Raw genomic sequence first — 15,870 nt, 5'->3', positions numbered from 1 at the left:
TCATGGATTCCCGCCGCTCCAGCTGTTCAGTCCTCTCGGTTTGCCGAGAATGATGTGACCGAGCATGGCCCGGCGTAAGGTGCGGCGATCATCTGGATTGATGATTTTTCCAATGGTTGGAACTGTTCCGATGCTTCTTTCCGAACGTTGGACACTCAGGCTCATCGCCGGCAGTTTCATCGCCGGCATGGCGGTTCTGAAGGATCGCATGGATGGGCGAAGATCCATGGCGGGTACTTCAATCGGTTTGACGTCGGTAACGGGCGGAGTTTTTTGGATTGTTTTTGCTGTCGCCGGAGTCTTGCGGGTCATGTCCGGCAGCGCTTCAATATCGCCCGGTTTCCATGGATGCTCATCCGGCAGATCAATCGGCTCGGGCGGTGTCGGAATTTTGAATTCCTGCACGCCGCCCAGTCTGCGCATCAGTTCGGCGAATGGATCTTCATTGTTTTCATGATCAGCTGCACGGGGGCGGGGCGGGGCACCTTTCTTTTTGGCTGCCGCTCCCGCAATCTGAGCGATAATCCAGAATGCCCCGATGATGAGCGGGATCAGGGCATCCAGGTTGATGTCTGCAATGAATTTCATTCAGGCACCTGTTTTATTCGCCTTTGATTTCTTCATCGCCTCCGGCGAGCGATTCGCGCATAGAGGTGTCGGCCATGACATTCTGCATTTTATAGAAGTCCATCACGCCGAGGTTGCCGTCTTTAAATGCCTGAGCGATGGCCAGCGGAACCTGGGCCTGCGCTTCGATTACTTTAGACTGCATTTCCTGTACGCGGGCGCGCATTTCCTGTTCGGCTGCAATGGCCATGGCGCGGCGCCCTTCGGCTTCGGCCTGACGCATCTTTTTGTCGGCTTCGGCGCGTTCGGTCTCAAGCTGGGCGCCGACATTGGCGGTATTGGCAGTTCCGGCCACAGAGACATCGGCGATATCAATGGAAACAATCTCAAAGGCGGTCTGTGCGTCGAGACCGCTGTCGAGTACTTTGCGAGAGATGTGGTCCGGGTTTTCCAGCACGTTTTTGTAGGACTCCATCGATCCAACGGCGCTGACGATTCCCTGTCCGACGCGGGCAATAATGGTTTCTTCGGTGGCTCCTCCGACCAGCTGTTCAAGGTTGGTGCGAACGGTCACGCGGGCTTTGATGAGCAGACGGATTCCGTCTTTCGCCACAGCGTCGAGGAATGCGTTGCCTTTTTCAGGATTCGGGCAGTCGATCACCTTGGGGTTGACGCTGGTCGTGACGGCATCGAGGATGTCGCGGCCGGCGAGATCGATGGCGGCGGCCTGCTGGAAGCTGAGTTCAATGTTGGCCTTATCGGCAGCAATCAGAGCCTGGACCACATTCATCACGTTTCCTCGAGCAAGGTAATGTGCTTCCAGGAGGTCGGTATTGATGTCAATTCCTGCTTTGGCGGCCTGAATGCGTGCACGAGTGACCAGCATGACCGGCACTTTGCGCAGGATTTTCATTCCCAGCAGTCTTGAGATTTTGACTTTGGCGCCGGAGCCCCACGCCTGCACCCAGGCAGCGGCCACTGACAGGATGATAATGAAGACGAATGCGGCGACCAGCAGAACAATAATGCTTAGGATGGTAAGAATATTCATGATTTAGTCTCCTTGTTTGATTTCGTTGGCCGGTTCCGGTGAAAGAATGATCGGGATCGGTTTTTTGAAAAGAGCAGTGATCAATGCCCCGAGGCCGAAGAGAATGATTATGAGATTGATCGGGAATGAGCCCGGAGAAAAAAGAGTGAGGGTGTAGAGGACCAGCATGCCTAGAGCCATTGGTCCGCCGACACGGCGTTTGTTAAAACCTTTTCGACCCAGAATGAGCGATCCAATCCACAGTGCGACGATAATTTTGCTGAGATACAGCAGAATTGAATAAAACAGCAGGATCAGAATGCTCAGCGGGAACCCGATCACCGTAAACAGCATTAGGAAGGCCGCCATTGGCATCAGAACGAGCGCTGCAAATCCGATTACTGCACATAAACCGGTTGAGGTTCTTAATGTGTGGATTGCTGCACCGGTATAGCGAGGGAAGATTCCAGAAAAAACAAGACCGGTAACCAGCGCTGCCAGTCCGAACAGAAAATGTCCCGTGATATTGGCTTTGAAGAGCTTGCGTGCAGCCGGAGCCGCCAGCTGCTTGCGAAGCGATCCATTCAGGATCACCGAAGACGGCAGCACCAGATCGTTTGGCGCTGCGTATGACAGGTCTCCATTGATGACGGTTCCCGGAAGTGCGACGATTTCCTGTGCAGTGAGAACAAGATCTCCAGTGATGCTCCCGCCCAGTGTAACGCGTTGCGCAAAGGCTCTTACGTTGCCTGTGATCGTCCCTTCAATGATGGTATTTTCGCCCATGCACAGAAGACCGTTGTTCAGAACGGCTTCCCGGTCAATTTTTACCGTGTTGCCGACGGCCATTACCGGTCCATACACGGTTCCTTGTATCTGTACGGTTCGGGAAATCAGGCGTGCACTGTTTTGAAAGGTGCCTTGAGCATGAATACTGTCGCCGATGCACCAGACGTCTTCGTGGAAGTTTCCGCTCAGTTCTGCATTCTGTGTGGTTGCGAACAGATCATTGGAGACCGTTCCTGAAATTGCAATGGATTGGGCAGACAGCCATGTCTCTTCAGACACGAACTGATCGCCGGGAATAATGAACTGGTTGGTTTGGACAAATTCAATGGCGTGCGCACAGAGGCCGACAGCAAAAAGGAAGGCGGCGATTCCTGCCTTTTTCCCTGGGCGGCTTTTTTTTCGACAGAACCCTGTTTGGGCTTTCAATATTTGGGTTGCAACTTTCAAATCTCAGACTTCCTTTACATAAATTCGATTGCCGGATATGCGGACAATTTCGATGCGGGTATCATGCGCAATCCATGTTCCGTTGTCAGCAATTACATCCAGCCGCTTTCCGTTGACCTCTGCTTTGCCGGCCGGTCGCAGTTCACAGAGTGTTGTTCCGGTCATCCCGGGTTCCCAGGTCGCTTCGTCATGATCTTTTTTTCCAATCTCCTGAGAGAGAGACAGCGCTTTGCCGGCCGGACTTTTCGGAAAATACTGGAACCAGATGAACAGGGCCAGTCCCGCGAGACAGAGTATGCCGAAGAGGCTGAGCCATCCTCCCCATATTGGGAAAATATTAAATCCAATGATGGTTGCTCCGATCAATGCTGCTGCGCCGAAAATGCCGAGCACACCTCCTGGCACAAAAATTTCGATTCCAATCAAAAACAATCCGCAAACAAGTAGAGTAATGTACCAGCTCATAGGGCTTTGATATTACCTGCCTTGTGCTGTGATGGAATACAAAAATAGCGGTGTTTGACTCTGAATAGAGTTCTGTTTCGAAGGGGAAACACTCTCAAAAAAGAGTGAGCCGGCTGGGACTCGAACCCAGGACCCTGTGATTAAAAGTCACATGCTCTACCAACTGAGCTACCGGCCCGTAAAACAGAAGAGCGAGTAAGGTAGAGAAGCGGAGGCGAGTTGTCAAAAGCAATGATGAAAAAAATTCAATTGATTTGTTCTGTGTTCGAAAAAAGGGCCGGACATGCGTATTTACAGGACGTTTTTACCTTTTTGGTAAAGGCCGGATCGCCTGTTTCCCCAAAGAGTATGATGACTTTACGCTGTTTTGTTTGTACGGAAGTATTGTCCTTTGTATGCAGCAGGACAGGTTCAGCAACCTCTGCAGTCCATAAAAAAAGCCCTTCCGATAAAGAAAGGGCTTTTGTTGAACAGGATAGGTGGGTTATTCAACATCCACCTTGTAGTATCCCTGAGGATTGCTGATGCGTTCGGAATCTTCATCAACAAACACGCACTCATTTGTGACAACCGCAATCTGGTAAAACTCTTCGACCAGGCTTGGGGTGTACAGGACATAGTAAACACGGCTTAGGGAATCTTCGGGTTCCGGCCAGTAGACGGTGCGGGCGGATCCGGTTTCATCCTGTTCTGTCCAGATATTCGGTTCATCTGATGTTCCCCACATATCGGCAACCGCATTTGCAGACAGTGCCGGGTAGGCCGAGTCCGCGCTGTTGGTGGCAACGAACGTTACGTCGAGATCATCAGTGCTTCCTGAGTAAGTGAAGCTCAGCGTTGTATTTACGCTTACATCACTGCTGCCTCCGGCGTCCAGGCTGCGCGCATCACCGGTGAGGGTAATCATTTTTGAAGCTCCGGAAACGAGTGTGCCCGTCAGAGGTGATGCGGTGATCACCTGACGTTTGCCCGGAGTGAACAGAACGGCCTGGTTGTTTATTTCATTTGTATACGTTGTGGTTGTCGTATAATTCGTCGCGTAGATATAGCTGTCCACAATTCTTGCATCACCAGAGCCAAAATAGTTGGTACCGATGATGTCAATGCTGTCAACGACAGTTTCGGTAACTACGGTGGTCTCATTGGTGAGGGTTCCAGAAACACTGGTTACTCCATCCGTGACCTGAATAACTCCGTTCATCCAGTTTTCTTCTAGATGTTTATAACTGCAACGAATAGTTCCGTCGCGGTTCAAAACGGCCTGGAAGGTGTAGTTTTCCAGACTGCCGTTTGGAGACATGTTTTTCCAGGTGATGGCACTCCAGGTTCCTGCTGCGTTGTTGTAAATTGAAACGGATGCATCATCATCAAACTCCAAGTCACCATTGAGCACTTTAATCGATGCACTGCCTCCCAGTGACAGTGAGCCGTTTTCATTGATGATCAGGCTGCTGTAGGTGGTGCCGAAGAAAGTGAATGGAAATTCAAGTTCAAAGGAATCGATTCCAAGTTCTCCGCTCAGGACTGTGCTTCCGCCGCTGATCCATTTGTTTGCATAATCAACCTGATCAGCAGAGTAAGAAGCTGCCTGCAGGTCTGGGTAGATAATGCTGTAGGTCAACGGGGCATTTCCCGTGTTGGATACAGTGACATTTGTGCGGGTAATCAGTCCTGCCATTCCATAAAAGGTGACGTCCGGGGGAAGAGTGAGTTTCAGTGTTTCGGCGTCTACATTCACGGTTACGGACACTTCATTGCTGTCTCCATTGCTCCAGAGAACATGAGCTGTGATGTCATATGAAGCGGGAGCAAGGTTTTCAGCATTCGCAGCGAAAGTTACTGTGCTTTGTTTGGACCCGGAAACCGTTCCGCTCGTCGGGATGGCGGTAAACCATGCCTGGGGTGTCAGTAGAAGACTTTCATATGAAAGCAGCCCGGGAGTGTGGTTAACCGTCTGGGAATGTCCTTCAGAGTCCAGAAGGGAAATGGTTCCAATGCCGAAAGATGTTTTTTCGTAGAGGAAGCGGATTGTATTGTCTGTATTGAGCCAAACCTGAAACATGCCTGAGTTCAGTTCATCTGGATTTACACCCCAGGCAATAATCAGTCGGGATTCGGTTTTCTTAAAGCGTACAGTTTTCGGATCAAAAGCGGTGGTTTCAAATGGGCTGACTGTTGCAGTGTCTCCAGCACTGTTAATCAGAGTAACGGAGCCGTTGGCATTAACCGAAAAGCCGGTGTAGCTGTTGCCAAAGACAGTCATATCAAAGCTGATATCTTCTGCCTCGGAAGAGTTACCGCTCCAGTTTGTAAGAACGGTCTCGGGCGCGTGTTCTGCCGGAAGGAATGAGGCGCGGCTTTGAGTCTGGGTGATTACCGAGTAGCTGGCAGAAGAGGCTCCTTCAAAGGTCAACGAATATGACACAGAAACATTACCACTGTTGGTCAGTGTTAAATCGGCTGTTGCGGTTCCGCCTTCCGCCACATCGATGGTTATATCGTTTGTGGAAACTGCAGGCTGGGCGATTTTCGTTATTTCTAAGGTAAAGGTATCTACCCAGACATTCGTCGCGGACTGGGCTGCTTTTGCAGACAAGGCAGTCAGCAGCAGCAGGGTCGACAGTACAAATCTTTTCATCTCATTTCTCCCGGTAAAGTCAGACTTTCACCGAATGCAGTTCTTCAAATCAACCCGAGTTACCGATCGGGCACGCTGTATTCTGATGTTTTAACGAAAAGGAGGGGTCCGGCCTGCCGGAGCCCTCCCTTTCGCCGGTTCAACTGAAGTTTCAGTTTGTTACTGGAAAGAGCGGGCGCTGTTAATGCGTCCGGTCGGTTCCACTTTTTTAGCCGTTACAAACATCATCAGGTTGCGTTTGACAGCGCGCTCGCCTTCGGAGCGGAAGAGGCGTCCAACCAGCGGCATGCTGCCCAGGAAGGGAACTTTGTCCTCATAGGATTCAATTCGCTCATTGACGAGCCCGCCCATGCCGATGGTTGCTCCATCAGCAATGGTCACTTCTGTTTCGATATTGCGCACGCGGAAGATCGGCAGTCTGGCCTGAATGGCGTCATGGTAGAATTTCAGGCCGATACGGTACTGGTACCAGGTGTAAGCGGAGTCTTTCGGGGCAACATCATAGGTCTGCCAACCCTGCAGTTCAGTGATTTTCGGATTCAGTTCCATTTCGATCTGGTCGCCGTCTACCTGCGGAGTCACGGTCAGTTCAACACCCAGTAGTTTTTCTTCCCAGTCTTCGTATTTGACGTGAACAATATTACCACCGGAAGCATTCGGTTCGTAGACTTCGGGGTAAATATGTTTCTGACCTACACGGATCACAGCTTCTTCACCGCTTTTAGTAACGATGCGGGGAGCGGAAAGAACATCTGCACCGCTGGACTGATCCAGAGCACTGATCAAAAGATCCAGCGGGTTGCTGCCGTTGTTCCGCAGAGCCAGGGTTGCTGATTCGGAACTGAAGCTGTTTGAGATATCAAATGCCGTCCAGTCTTCGTTCAGGCCGGACTGAGTTCCTGCTCCGATCGATCCAGCACCAAGCGTGCTCGGCTGGCTGAAGGGCAGGGTTTCATCAGAACCACCGCGAAGGGCTTTTGCAAACAGACCGTCAACTCCATCACTGATCTGGATGTCATCACCTTCGATACCGCTGCCAACAGTTCCATCAAAGTTCCATTCAAAGCCAAGGGCTTCGAGTGTTCCTTCAGAGACTTCGACGAATTTCGCTTCGATTTCGACCTGTTCTACATCTTCGGATGTTTTTGCGACATCCATTGCTTCAAGAACTTCTTCGATAATGGTCAGGTTTTCAACGGTGTTGCGGACAAAGATTTTTTCCATCTTCGGCTGGTACATCGCGGCAGAACCTTCCGGAAATTCAACTTCCGGAAATTTGGCGCTTACATCAACCGGACCTTCTACGTCGCCCAGTTCCATTTTTTCAGCAGAATCGGAAGAGACCGAGTAGGAGCGCAGCACCAGGCTCGTGTTCCATCCGGCGGTAACGGCCTGCATGCCGCTGACCTCCACCTTGCGTTGATCGCGTTCGGCAATTTTACGAAGGTACATCCGGGCCACAATGTTTTCCGGGGAGGCAGCAATGACTCTTTTGAACCCAAGCTGAGCACGCTCAAATTCACCCATAGCATAGGCATCACGGCTGTCTTCGATAACGGCCGGAATATCAACCGTTCCTTCTGCAACGACGGGTTCGGCGGCAGGTACTTCTTCAGCAACTGCAGGTATTGCCGTTTCCGGTGCCGACATTGACGCGGCTTCAGTCTGCAGACCGCCAAGTTCGTTCAGAATGCCTTCGACGCTTTCAGACTGCTGCTGAGCGAAACTGAAACCCGCCAAAAGGACGGTTGTTGTAATAAAGATTGTTTTTCGCATGATAGTTTCTCCTTAAATTCAGACCGTGTTTATTTCTTCAGGGCGAGGTCCGATGCTTTGCGTCCGTTTGCGTCCACCTGTGTGGCGGTGACAAAGATCATCAGGTTGCGTTTGACGCTCTTTTCTCCTTCAGAGCGGAAGAGACGGCCCAGGAACGGGATGGAGCCGAGTACCGGGACTTTGTCGCGGTAGGTTTCCAGTTTGTCGTAAATCAGACCGCCCATGCCGACTGTGCTTCCGTCAGCAACGGTGACCTGTGTTTCGATTTCGCGAAGACGGTAGTAGGGCATGCGGCCCCACAGCGCTGGAGCCTGCGGGAGATCATCGTGGTCAAATTCACGGAATTGTTCGTAGTAACGAGGTGAGTTGTAGAGTGAGTCATTAATGTCCGTAGTCCCTTTTGCTGCTCCTGGGCTTCCGTCATTTTTATAAATTGTGGCATTATCAAGCAACGCGTCATACAGGAATCCAATGCTGTTTGTAACCAAGTTTCCTGCAGCATCAAGTGTACCCGTAATAACAGGATAGCGTCCCTGCATCATGGAGTTGCGCAGGATATTACCCTGAATCGGGCTGATGGCGGCGTCGGGGTGCACCTGATAGTCGTCGTATCCGATCAGATCAACCACTTTCGGGTTGAGTTCGAGGTCGATCAAACTGTCGGAACGGAGTTCCGGAGTCACTTCGAGCATCACACCCATGTTTTCAATTTCGAGGTCGTGCTCGACGTAAAGCGAACTTTCAGAGTTCTTGACATCAAAGCCGGAGGAAACAGTGCGTTCTTCACCAACCATGATGCTGGCGGTTGATCCGTCGCGGGTCACAATGCTCGGAGCAGAGAGCACATCGGCATCTTCTGTCTGTTCCAGTGCATTCATCATCATGCTCCAGCGAAGAGATCCAGCGGTTTTGCTGAATGCCAGCGTGCCGGCGGTGGCGTCGGTTCCGAAGACGCCGGATGCATTGCGAAGCCCGGAAGAGAGGAGGTTCTGTCCAGCAGGCAGAACCAGATTTTCAAAGATTCCTGCAGCGCCGGTTCCGTCAGAACCTTTTCCTTCGAAGTACCAGTTGAAGCCCATTTCATTGAGTGAGCTCTGGTTGATTTCCACAAACTTGGTTTCAATAGAAACCTGTTTTCCCATCAGTTCGCGTTCTGCACTGTGAAGTTCGGCCAGCACATCTTCGATGGAAAGAATGTTGTCCAGTGTGTTGCGCACAAACAGGCGGTTGAATTCCGGGCGAAGGTACGCCGATGATTTTGTGGGGAAATCGATGCCGTAGAAGGCGGCAGTCACATCGACTACATCTGTCTCGTCAGCACCGGCGCCGGCGACGAGTTCTTCGCTGACAGCTCTGCTGATCTTATAGGAACGGAAAACGATGTCGTTGGATGAGTCCCACGCGTTGGCAACATCGAGCAGTGCATCTTTTTTAACCTGATCGACCGGATTGGATTTGAAAGCCGCTTTAACGCCTTCAACGGCGATGACGGTTTCATCCGCGACGTATTTTACAGCATCGCCGGTAAAATCGATTGTGTCCTGCGGAGCAGACTTAATTTCCTGCAGTGCACTTTCCAGTACAACATCGCTGTCCACTGCATAATCCTGAGCCGTAATGATCGTTTCGGCTGTGCCGCTTTGCGCTGCAAGATAAAGCAGTACTGCAATGCCCATTGCTAACTTTCGCATCCTCTGTTCCTCCTGATAGGTTTTACATTCCAGAACCGGCATTCTTCTTCTCCCGCTAAAGCTTATCTGCCTTTAACGACATCCTTAGCCTAATTCTGATAAAAGACAGGAGATCGTCTAGAATATTGATGAGAATGTCAAAACTTAAAGCGAAATATTGCGTGTTAAATTGATGTTTTTTGTTTCTTCAACAGTGAATTTCGGACTCATATCTGCGAGCTTGAAAACAGATCGCTTGCAGCATGAATGGAAGTTTCTTTTCATAATTCATTCATGGGGAAGGGCATGACGAATTTAAGCTTTTTTGTGCTCTGCCGGAAAAATACTTCTGGATTGCATAGAAAGGGTGGCAGGATCGCCTGACTTTTTTTCTTAATCCTACAAAAACATCGATTTTTTTAATGAGTAAAGTAATTTTTATTCGTGTTAGACCTGCTTTATCCAAGGAACTGTGCCGGGTGCGGACAGCCGTCACCGAATCCCTTTCGTTATCTGTGCTGGGATTGCTATGCAGACACGACCCGGGTCGAGCCTCCATTCTGTCACTGCTGCGGTGATCCTGTGGCCGGCGACGTCCAGCATGACTACACCTGTTTTGCCTGCAGCCGGCAGACGCCACATTTTGATTTTGCCCGCTCTGCTGTCCGTTACGAGGGTGGAGTTGGCGAAGCGCTGCGGGCTTTAAAATATGAAGACGCATTGTGGCTTGTGGATGACTTAGCCGATTTGCTGGAAGCCTGCGTTCGGGCAGAATATGAAGACGTTGAGTTTGATTGGGTTGTTCCCGTTCCGCTTTGGCCGAGTCGGCAGCGTGATCGGGGTTATAATCAGTCAGCTCTTTTAGCGGCAGCTTTGGCTCGTCGGGAAGGGCTCCTATATAAGGAAAAGAGTGTGCGCCGGATTCGGCCGACATCAACTCAAACGGGTTTGACAGCTCCCCAACGTGCCGCTAACGTATCCCGCGCTTTTCGACCCGGTTTCTTTGCCCGCTTGGAAGGGCGCAGAATTTTACTGGTAGATGATGTGATGACGACCGGAGCCACGGTCAATGCCTGTGCCGGCGCGCTGAAAGACGGTGGTGCAGAAGCTGTTTATGTGGTGACGGTTGCGAGAGGATAACAAGAATGGAATGATGGATTAGAGGAATGGTGGGATGAAGGTTCCAGTGTTCCAAAACTCCACTCTTCCAATATTCCAGAGGTACTTATGGCTTTACGATTCGGCAAAAAGAAGTATTCAACAGTTCAGGTTCGCAAGCGGGATGTGCCCGATGGATTGTGGGAAAAATGTCCTGGTTGCAGTGAAATTATTTACACCAAAGAGTTAGCTGAAAATCTTCAGGTTTGCCCAAAATGCGGATATCACTTCAGCCTCGGCCGTCAGGCGCGTATTGACCTGTTTGCCGATGAAGGAACTTTTCAGGAGTGGGACGCCAATATGACTTCCGCCGATCCGCTCGGCTTTACCGGACAGGATTCCTACATTGCCAAACTCGAAGCAAATCAGAAAAAGACCGGGTTTAAAGATGCGGTCACCTGCGGTGCCGCAAAAATAAACGGTCGCTCCGTCGGCATCAGCGTTATGGATTTCAAATTTCTCGGAGCCAGCATGGGCAGCGTAGTGGGAGAAAAAATCACTCGTCAGATTGAACGCTGCACCGAACAGAAAATACCCTGTATCATTGTTTGCGCTTCCGGCGGAGCCCGTATGTATGAAGGACTTTTCAGTCTCATGCAGATGGCCAAAACCAGTGCCGCACTTGCCCGTCACGCGGAAGCCGGGCTCCCATACATCCCGGTGCTGACACATCCGACGATGGCCGGTGTCATGGCCAGCTTCGCGACGCTTGGCGACATCATTATGGCTGAACCCGGCGCATTGATCGGGTTTGCCGGTCCGCGCGTGATCAAAGAGACCACTCAGCAGGATCTCCCCGAAGGGTTCCAGCGCGCTGAATTTCTCGAGAAGCACGGACTCATTGATATGGTGGTTCCGCGCCACGAACTCAAAGAGCGCCTTTCAACTGTTCTCGACTATATGATGGATACATAGTGCTCGATGAATATTGAACAGCTATTCGCCCGCACCGCTCTGGGCATCAGGCCCGGTCTCGACGTGATTACCGCGTTGCTCGACCAGCTCGGTAATCCGCAGCGGGAATTTAAAAGCATACATGTCGCCGGCACCAATGGCAAAGGGTCGGTTTGCGCCATGATTGAGTCGGTGCTGCGCGCTTCCGGTAAAAAGACCGGACTCTATACGTCGCCGCATCTTATTCGCTTCAACGAGCGCTTCCGCGTCAACGGGCAGGACATTCCCAATGAGAATCTCGATCAGCTGATCCAGGCGGTTGAAGTTGCCGATTCAAAAACCGGCTTGCGGCCCGCTACGTTTTTTGAACTGTCCACAGCGATTGCTTTTGAGCACTTCAAACGCTCCGGTGTGGAGTACGCCGTTATCGAAACCGGTATGGGCGGGCGCTGGGACGCCACCAATGTCATTCAGCCGGTCGTATCCGTCATCACCCGCATCGCACTTGACCACGCCAACTACCTCGGCGAAGACCTCGAGAAAATTGCATGGGAAAAAGCCGGAATCATTAAAGAGGGCGTTCCGGTCATTTGCGGGCCGATGCCGGTTGCCGCCGAAGCCGTTGTTTACAAAGAAGCCGCCGACAAAAAAGTTCCAATCCTTGGAAGCGAAGAGGCCGCATTTTTTCAGGTTCTGGACAGTCGCCGCACCGATCAGCTTGTCGACATCGAAGCCAGCGGAACCGACTACCGCAACATTCGTCTGCCGCTTGGCGGCAGCTATCAGCTCGAGAACTGCGGCATCGCCGTGGCCGCTCTGGAAGACCTGTCCGATATCGAAGGCCTTAAGCTTCAGATGAAGAAAGGACTCGAAACCGTCAGGTGGCCGGGGCGCTTCCAGATGCTTTCCATGAAGCCGCCGATCATCTTTGATGGGGGACACAATCCGAACGGCGCTGAAACGCTGTTCCAAACCTTGGACGAAATCTTTCCAAAGTTTGGAAACGGATTTGTCTTCGGGTTTATGAAAGACAAGGACGTGGCCGGAATTCTGGCGGCTCTCAAACCGGCGACTGAAAAAGCATTCGCCGTTACGCTTCCCGGGGAGCGCGCTATGAGTGCTGAGGAAATTGCCGAAGTTGGGCAAACCATTGGAATGAAGCTTGAGCCGATCGAAGATCTGCAGCCCGCCCGCAATTGGGTCGAGTCCGGTAAAAAGCGGCTTCTCTGCTTTACCGGTTCGCTGTATCTTGCTGAAGAACTCAGGAGACAGGGACTGTTCAATGGCTGAAAAACTTCATGTTGCGGTCGCCTGTGGCGGAACCGGCGGACATATTTTCCCGGGCCTGGCAACCGCCCGCGCGCTGCGTTCCCGTGGTCATCACGTCACGCTCTGGCTTTCCGGGAAGCATGTGGAAAGCACCGTTCTGCAGGGCTGGAAGGGCCCGGTTGTCACGATCCCGTCAGAAGGGTTCCAGTTCGGGCCGATGCGTTCTGTTCTGACGGCCTGCCGGATTGTCCTTGCCGTAATCCGCTGCTGGATTGCCATGTTCCGGCATCGTCCCGATGCCGTGTTGGCAATGGGCAGCTATTCCTCCATTGGTCCCTGTCTGGCCGCCCGTCTGCGCGGGATTCCGGTGGTGCTGCACGAAGCCAACGCTATTCCCGGTCGAGCTGTACGCATGCTGGCCGGAAAGGCCGCCTGCATCGCTATTTGCTTTGAGGAAACCCGCTATCATCTGAAAGGGCTGAATCTGGTCACAACCGGTATGCCGCTTCGGCCGGAGTTCAAAAGGCGTTCTGAGCCCAAGACCTCGGCCCCGGAATTCCGGTTGCTGGTGATGGGCGGTTCCGGTGGTGCCCATGCTGTAAACGAAATGGTTTCCGAAGCGGTTTGTCTTCTGGCTCCTGATACGCAAAACGCATTGCGCGTTACGCATCTCACCGGTCCCGCTGATGAGTCGCACATTCGGCGGCGCTATGAAGAGGCCGACATGAATGCAGACGTCCTGGCGTTTACACAGGAGATGGCTGCCTTGTATGAAACCGCTGATCTGGCGATTTGCCGCGCCGGGGCATCGACCTGCGCAGAGCTCGGTATTTTCGGCCTGCCGGCGCTGTTGATCCCGTATCCGCATGCGGCGAGCGATCATCAGACCGCCAACGCCCGTGCGCTGGAAAAAGCGGGGGCTGCCGATGTGGTGCAGCAGTCCGAAATGACTGTTGAGTGGCTGGCTGATTATATTCGAACACAAATGGAAGAGCCGGAACGGCTCGGGAAAATGCGCATCCGCGCGCTGCGCGAAGATTCAATCAATGCTGCCGAAAAACTGGCTGAAACGGTGGAGCAATGTGCAAAGAAATAACCGGTCTGCTTTCCGCGCCGCGCCGGATTCATATGCTCGGGATCGGCGGGATCGGCATGGCCGGGCTCGCGTTTCTGCTTAAGGAGCATGGTCACGTCGTTTCCGGCTCCGATGCGCAGGAGAATCGCCAGACCGAATGGCTCAGGGGGAAAGGGATTTCTGTTCTGGACGAGGTGCCGCCTGGAACCGAATGGATCATCAGAACCCGCGCAGTTCCGGATTCCCATCCTGATGTGATGGCCGCTGCGGTGCCGGTCAGCTGGCGCGGCGATGTGCTGCCGGAACTGTTGAAAGACCGGTTTACGATTGCGGTCAGCGGTACGCACGGAAAAACCACAACAACGTCTATGATCGCCCAGATTCTCGATTGCGGCTTTTGCGTTGGAGGCGAAGTGGCGGGCTTTGACGGCGTTGCGCGTGACGGCCAGATTATGGTGGTCGAAGCGGATGAATCGGATGGAACGGTGGCCAACTACCATCCCGACATCGCCGTGATTACCAATATTGAATACGACCACATGGAGCATCACGACAGTTTCGAGTCCTTCGAGAACTGTTTCCGTCAGTTCATCGCGCAAACGAGAGAAAAGATCGTATATTGTGCCGATGATCCTGTTGCGACCCGGCTCTGCAAAGATAACCCGAAAGCAGTTCCGTATTCTTTTCAATCGCTGAATCTTTCGCTGCCGGGCCGTCACAATCGATTAAATGCCATGGCCGCCATTGAAGTGTCCAGAGGTTGGAAAACCGAGGCGGACATCTTCCAGGCACTGAAAAATCTGAAGCCGGTGAAACGGCGTTTTGAAACTGTTTTTAAGGGTGATTACACGGTGATTTCCGATTATGCGCATCATCCGACTGAAATTCGGGCGCTGATCCAGACGGCGTTGGAAACGCTGGAGCCGAAGCGGCTTCTGGGCGTTTTTCAGCCGCACCGCTATACGCGCACAAGGGCGCTCGGGCCTGACTTCCCTCCGGCGTTCCAAGGGGTGGAGAAACTGTGGCTGCTGCCGGTTTACGCGGCCTCTGAGCAGCCTTTGGAAGGCGGTACGACTCAAGACCTGATGAACCGGTTTGCCGATGATTGGAAAAAGCGCATAAAATTTTTCCAATGTTTGGAAAAAACGTGGCAGGATATCCGCAGCGAGTTGAGAGCTGGCGATGTCCTGCTCATCATCGGCGCGGGCGATATTGAACAGATGGCAGATTGGGCGCGTACATGAGGTTTGTTTTATACAACATTCGATACGGCACCGGCGGCGGGAAGATCCAGTTTCCGCTTCAGGGATACTTGGGCCGTAATGGAAAGACGCTGGAAGAGATCAGTGGTTTCCTGCACGAACTGAATCCGGATGTGGCAGGACTGGTAGAGGTGGATGCGGGTTCGTACCGCACGCGCAAAACCAATCAGGCTGAGACCTTGGCGAAGAAGCTTGGGCATTATCATGTGTATCGATCCAAATACGGTAAAGATTCATTCAGCAATCGTCTTCCGGTTTTAAATCAGCAGGGAAACGCTTTTATTGTTCGCGATAGTGGGCATCAGGAAAAATTTCACTATTTCGACCGCGGCATGAAGCGTCTGGTGATCGAGCTTGAGATGGATGATGTGGTCTTTTTCCTGATCCATCTTCCGCTGGGATCGCGGTTGCGTCACCGCCAGCTGGGAGATCTCTACGAACTGATCAAAGAGATTGATAAACCGTGTGTTGTGGCCGGTGATTTCAACGCGCTTTGGGGCGAGCAGGAGGTGCGGCTGTTTCTCGCCGCCACGCAGATGAAAAACGCCCATGCGGCGAATTCGCCGACGTTCCCGAGCTGGAAGCCCAAGCGGCATCTGGATTTTATTTTCCACAGCCCTGGAATTGAGGTTGAGCGCTGTTGGATGCCCAAAGTTCTTTATTCCGACCATCTGCCGATTGTCTGCGATTTTTCAATTCTTTGACAAAGGCCGTCTGCGGATGCCACGGCGCTGACCGTTGCCAGGTTGATGGGCGAAACTAAGTAGTTCATCTCTGAGATTTTTCAATGCCCGTACGTGCCGCGCCAGGAGGGGCGGTGCGGGCGTGTT

The 15,870-nt window shown here is 52.3% G+C and carries 13 protein-coding genes and 1 tRNA gene; 6 read left to right on the top strand and 8 right to left on the bottom strand.

Going from position 1 to position 15,870, the window contains the following annotated elements:
- The 8 genes from GT409_RS15265 to GT409_RS15965 all read right to left on the bottom strand — a co-directional run bounded on the left by GT409_RS15265 (position 1) and on the right by GT409_RS15965 (position 9,403).
- Positions 1 to 588 carry a hypothetical protein gene (locus GT409_RS15265; protein WP_160629912.1) on the bottom strand — a complete coding sequence of 196 codons (588 nt, stop codon included), beginning with the start codon at positions 586 to 588 and terminating at the stop codon, positions 1 to 3.
- Positions 589 to 601: 13 nt separating this feature from the next.
- On the bottom strand, positions 602 to 1,618 hold the full coding sequence (gene floA, locus GT409_RS15260) for a flotillin-like protein FloA (protein WP_160629911.1): 1,017 nt from the start codon (positions 1,616 to 1,618) through the stop codon (positions 602 to 604).
- A 3-nt stretch (positions 1,619 to 1,621) separates the two neighbouring features.
- Positions 1,622 to 2,833, bottom strand: coding sequence for a bactofilin family protein (locus GT409_RS15255; protein WP_160629910.1), 1,212 nt, complete (start codon positions 2,831 to 2,833; stop codon positions 1,622 to 1,624).
- 3 nt (positions 2,834 to 2,836) lie between these two features.
- Positions 2,837 to 3,298, bottom strand: a complete 462-nt coding sequence (locus GT409_RS15250; RefSeq protein WP_160629909.1) for an NfeD family protein — start codon at positions 3,296 to 3,298, stop codon at positions 2,837 to 2,839.
- 105 nt (positions 3,299 to 3,403) lie between these two features.
- A tRNA-Lys gene (locus tag GT409_RS15245) sits at positions 3,404 to 3,476 on the bottom strand.
- A 306-nt stretch (positions 3,477 to 3,782) separates the two neighbouring features.
- Positions 3,783 to 5,936 (bottom strand): hypothetical protein, encoded by a 2,154-nt coding sequence (locus GT409_RS15240; RefSeq protein WP_160629908.1) that lies wholly within the window; start codon positions 5,934 to 5,936, stop codon positions 3,783 to 3,785.
- A 159-nt stretch (positions 5,937 to 6,095) separates the two neighbouring features.
- Positions 6,096 to 7,712 (bottom strand): type II secretion system protein GspD, encoded by a 1,617-nt coding sequence (locus tag GT409_RS15235; RefSeq protein WP_160629907.1) that lies wholly within the window; start codon positions 7,710 to 7,712, stop codon positions 6,096 to 6,098.
- A 29-nt stretch (positions 7,713 to 7,741) separates the two neighbouring features.
- The gene (locus GT409_RS15965) at positions 7,742 to 9,403 is read right to left on the bottom strand and encodes a type II secretion system protein GspD (protein WP_233231575.1); all 1,662 of its coding nucleotides are present in this window, start codon (positions 9,401 to 9,403) and stop codon (positions 7,742 to 7,744) included.
- 423 nt (positions 9,404 to 9,826) lie between these two features.
- Here GT409_RS15965 and GT409_RS15225 point away from each other — a divergent pair, with 423 nt between their 5' ends.
- From GT409_RS15225 to GT409_RS15200, 6 genes are all read left to right on the top strand, one after another.
- Positions 9,827 to 10,522, top strand: a complete 696-nt coding sequence (locus tag GT409_RS15225) for a ComF family protein (RefSeq protein ID WP_160629906.1) — start codon at positions 9,827 to 9,829, stop codon at positions 10,520 to 10,522.
- A gap of 87 nt (positions 10,523 to 10,609) precedes the next feature.
- On the top strand, positions 10,610 to 11,455 hold the full coding sequence (gene accD, locus GT409_RS15220; protein WP_160629905.1) for an acetyl-CoA carboxylase, carboxyltransferase subunit beta: 846 nt from the start codon (positions 10,610 to 10,612) through the stop codon (positions 11,453 to 11,455).
- A 6-nt stretch (positions 11,456 to 11,461) separates the two neighbouring features.
- A complete protein-coding gene (locus tag GT409_RS15215) occupies positions 11,462 to 12,724 on the top strand; it encodes a bifunctional folylpolyglutamate synthase/dihydrofolate synthase (RefSeq protein ID WP_160629904.1) in 1,263 nt (420 codons plus the stop codon).
- A complete protein-coding gene (locus GT409_RS15210; RefSeq protein WP_160629903.1) occupies positions 12,717 to 13,799 on the top strand; it encodes a UDP-N-acetylglucosamine--N-acetylmuramyl-(pentapeptide) pyrophosphoryl-undecaprenol N-acetylglucosamine transferase in 1,083 nt (360 codons plus the stop codon). The genes GT409_RS15215 and GT409_RS15210 overlap by 8 nt, the downstream gene beginning before the upstream one ends.
- Positions 13,784 to 15,022, top strand: a complete 1,239-nt coding sequence (locus GT409_RS15205; protein ID WP_160629902.1) for a UDP-N-acetylmuramate--L-alanine ligase — start codon at positions 13,784 to 13,786, stop codon at positions 15,020 to 15,022. Before GT409_RS15210 ends, GT409_RS15205 begins: the two co-directional genes overlap by 16 nt.
- Positions 15,019 to 15,744: an endonuclease/exonuclease/phosphatase family protein gene (locus GT409_RS15200; protein WP_160629901.1), complete on the top strand. Its 726-nt coding sequence runs from the start codon at positions 15,019 to 15,021 to the stop codon at positions 15,742 to 15,744. Before GT409_RS15205 ends, GT409_RS15200 begins: the two co-directional genes overlap by 4 nt.
- Positions 15,745 to 15,870: the final 126 nt, after the last annotated feature.

It is taken from the genome of Tichowtungia aerotolerans (assembly GCF_009905215.1).
GTDB lineage: Bacteria > Verrucomicrobiota > Kiritimatiellia > Kiritimatiellales > Tichowtungiaceae > Tichowtungia > Tichowtungia aerotolerans.
Note: the sequence above shows the minus strand (reverse complement) of the source record. Positions and strands in the feature narration are given on the sequence as shown.

Bases quoted from the DNA above. Each gene is read 5' to 3' on its own strand.
- GT409_RS15265 (WP_160629912.1), bottom strand. From the start codon at position 588: ATGAAATTCATTGCAGACATCAACCTGGATGCCCTGATCCCGCTCATC.
- floA (WP_160629911.1), bottom strand. From the start codon at position 1,618: ATGAATATTCTTACCATCCTAAGCATTATTGTTCTGCTGGTCGCCGCA.
- GT409_RS15250 (WP_160629909.1), bottom strand. From the start codon at position 3,298: ATGAGCTGGTACATTACTCTACTTGTTTGCGGATTGTTTTTGATTGGA.
- GT409_RS15240 (WP_160629908.1), bottom strand. From the start codon at position 5,936: ATGAAAAGATTTGTACTGTCGACCCTGCTGCTGCTGACTGCCTTGTCT.
- GT409_RS15235 (WP_160629907.1), bottom strand. From the start codon at position 7,712: ATGCGAAAAACAATCTTTATTACAACAACCGTCCTTTTGGCGGGTTTC.
- GT409_RS15965 (WP_233231575.1), bottom strand. From the start codon at position 9,403: ATGCGAAAGTTAGCAATGGGCATTGCAGTACTGCTTTATCTTGCAGCG.
- accD (WP_160629905.1), top strand. From the start codon at position 10,610: ATGGCTTTACGATTCGGCAAAAAGAAGTATTCAACAGTTCAGGTTCGC.
- GT409_RS15215 (WP_160629904.1), top strand. From the start codon at position 11,462: ATGAATATTGAACAGCTATTCGCCCGCACCGCTCTGGGCATCAGGCCC.
- GT409_RS15210 (WP_160629903.1), top strand. From the start codon at position 12,717: ATGGCTGAAAAACTTCATGTTGCGGTCGCCTGTGGCGGAACCGGCGGA.
- GT409_RS15205 (WP_160629902.1), top strand. From the start codon at position 13,784: ATGTGCAAAGAAATAACCGGTCTGCTTTCCGCGCCGCGCCGGATTCAT.
- GT409_RS15200 (WP_160629901.1), top strand. From the start codon at position 15,019: ATGAGGTTTGTTTTATACAACATTCGATACGGCACCGGCGGCGGGAAG.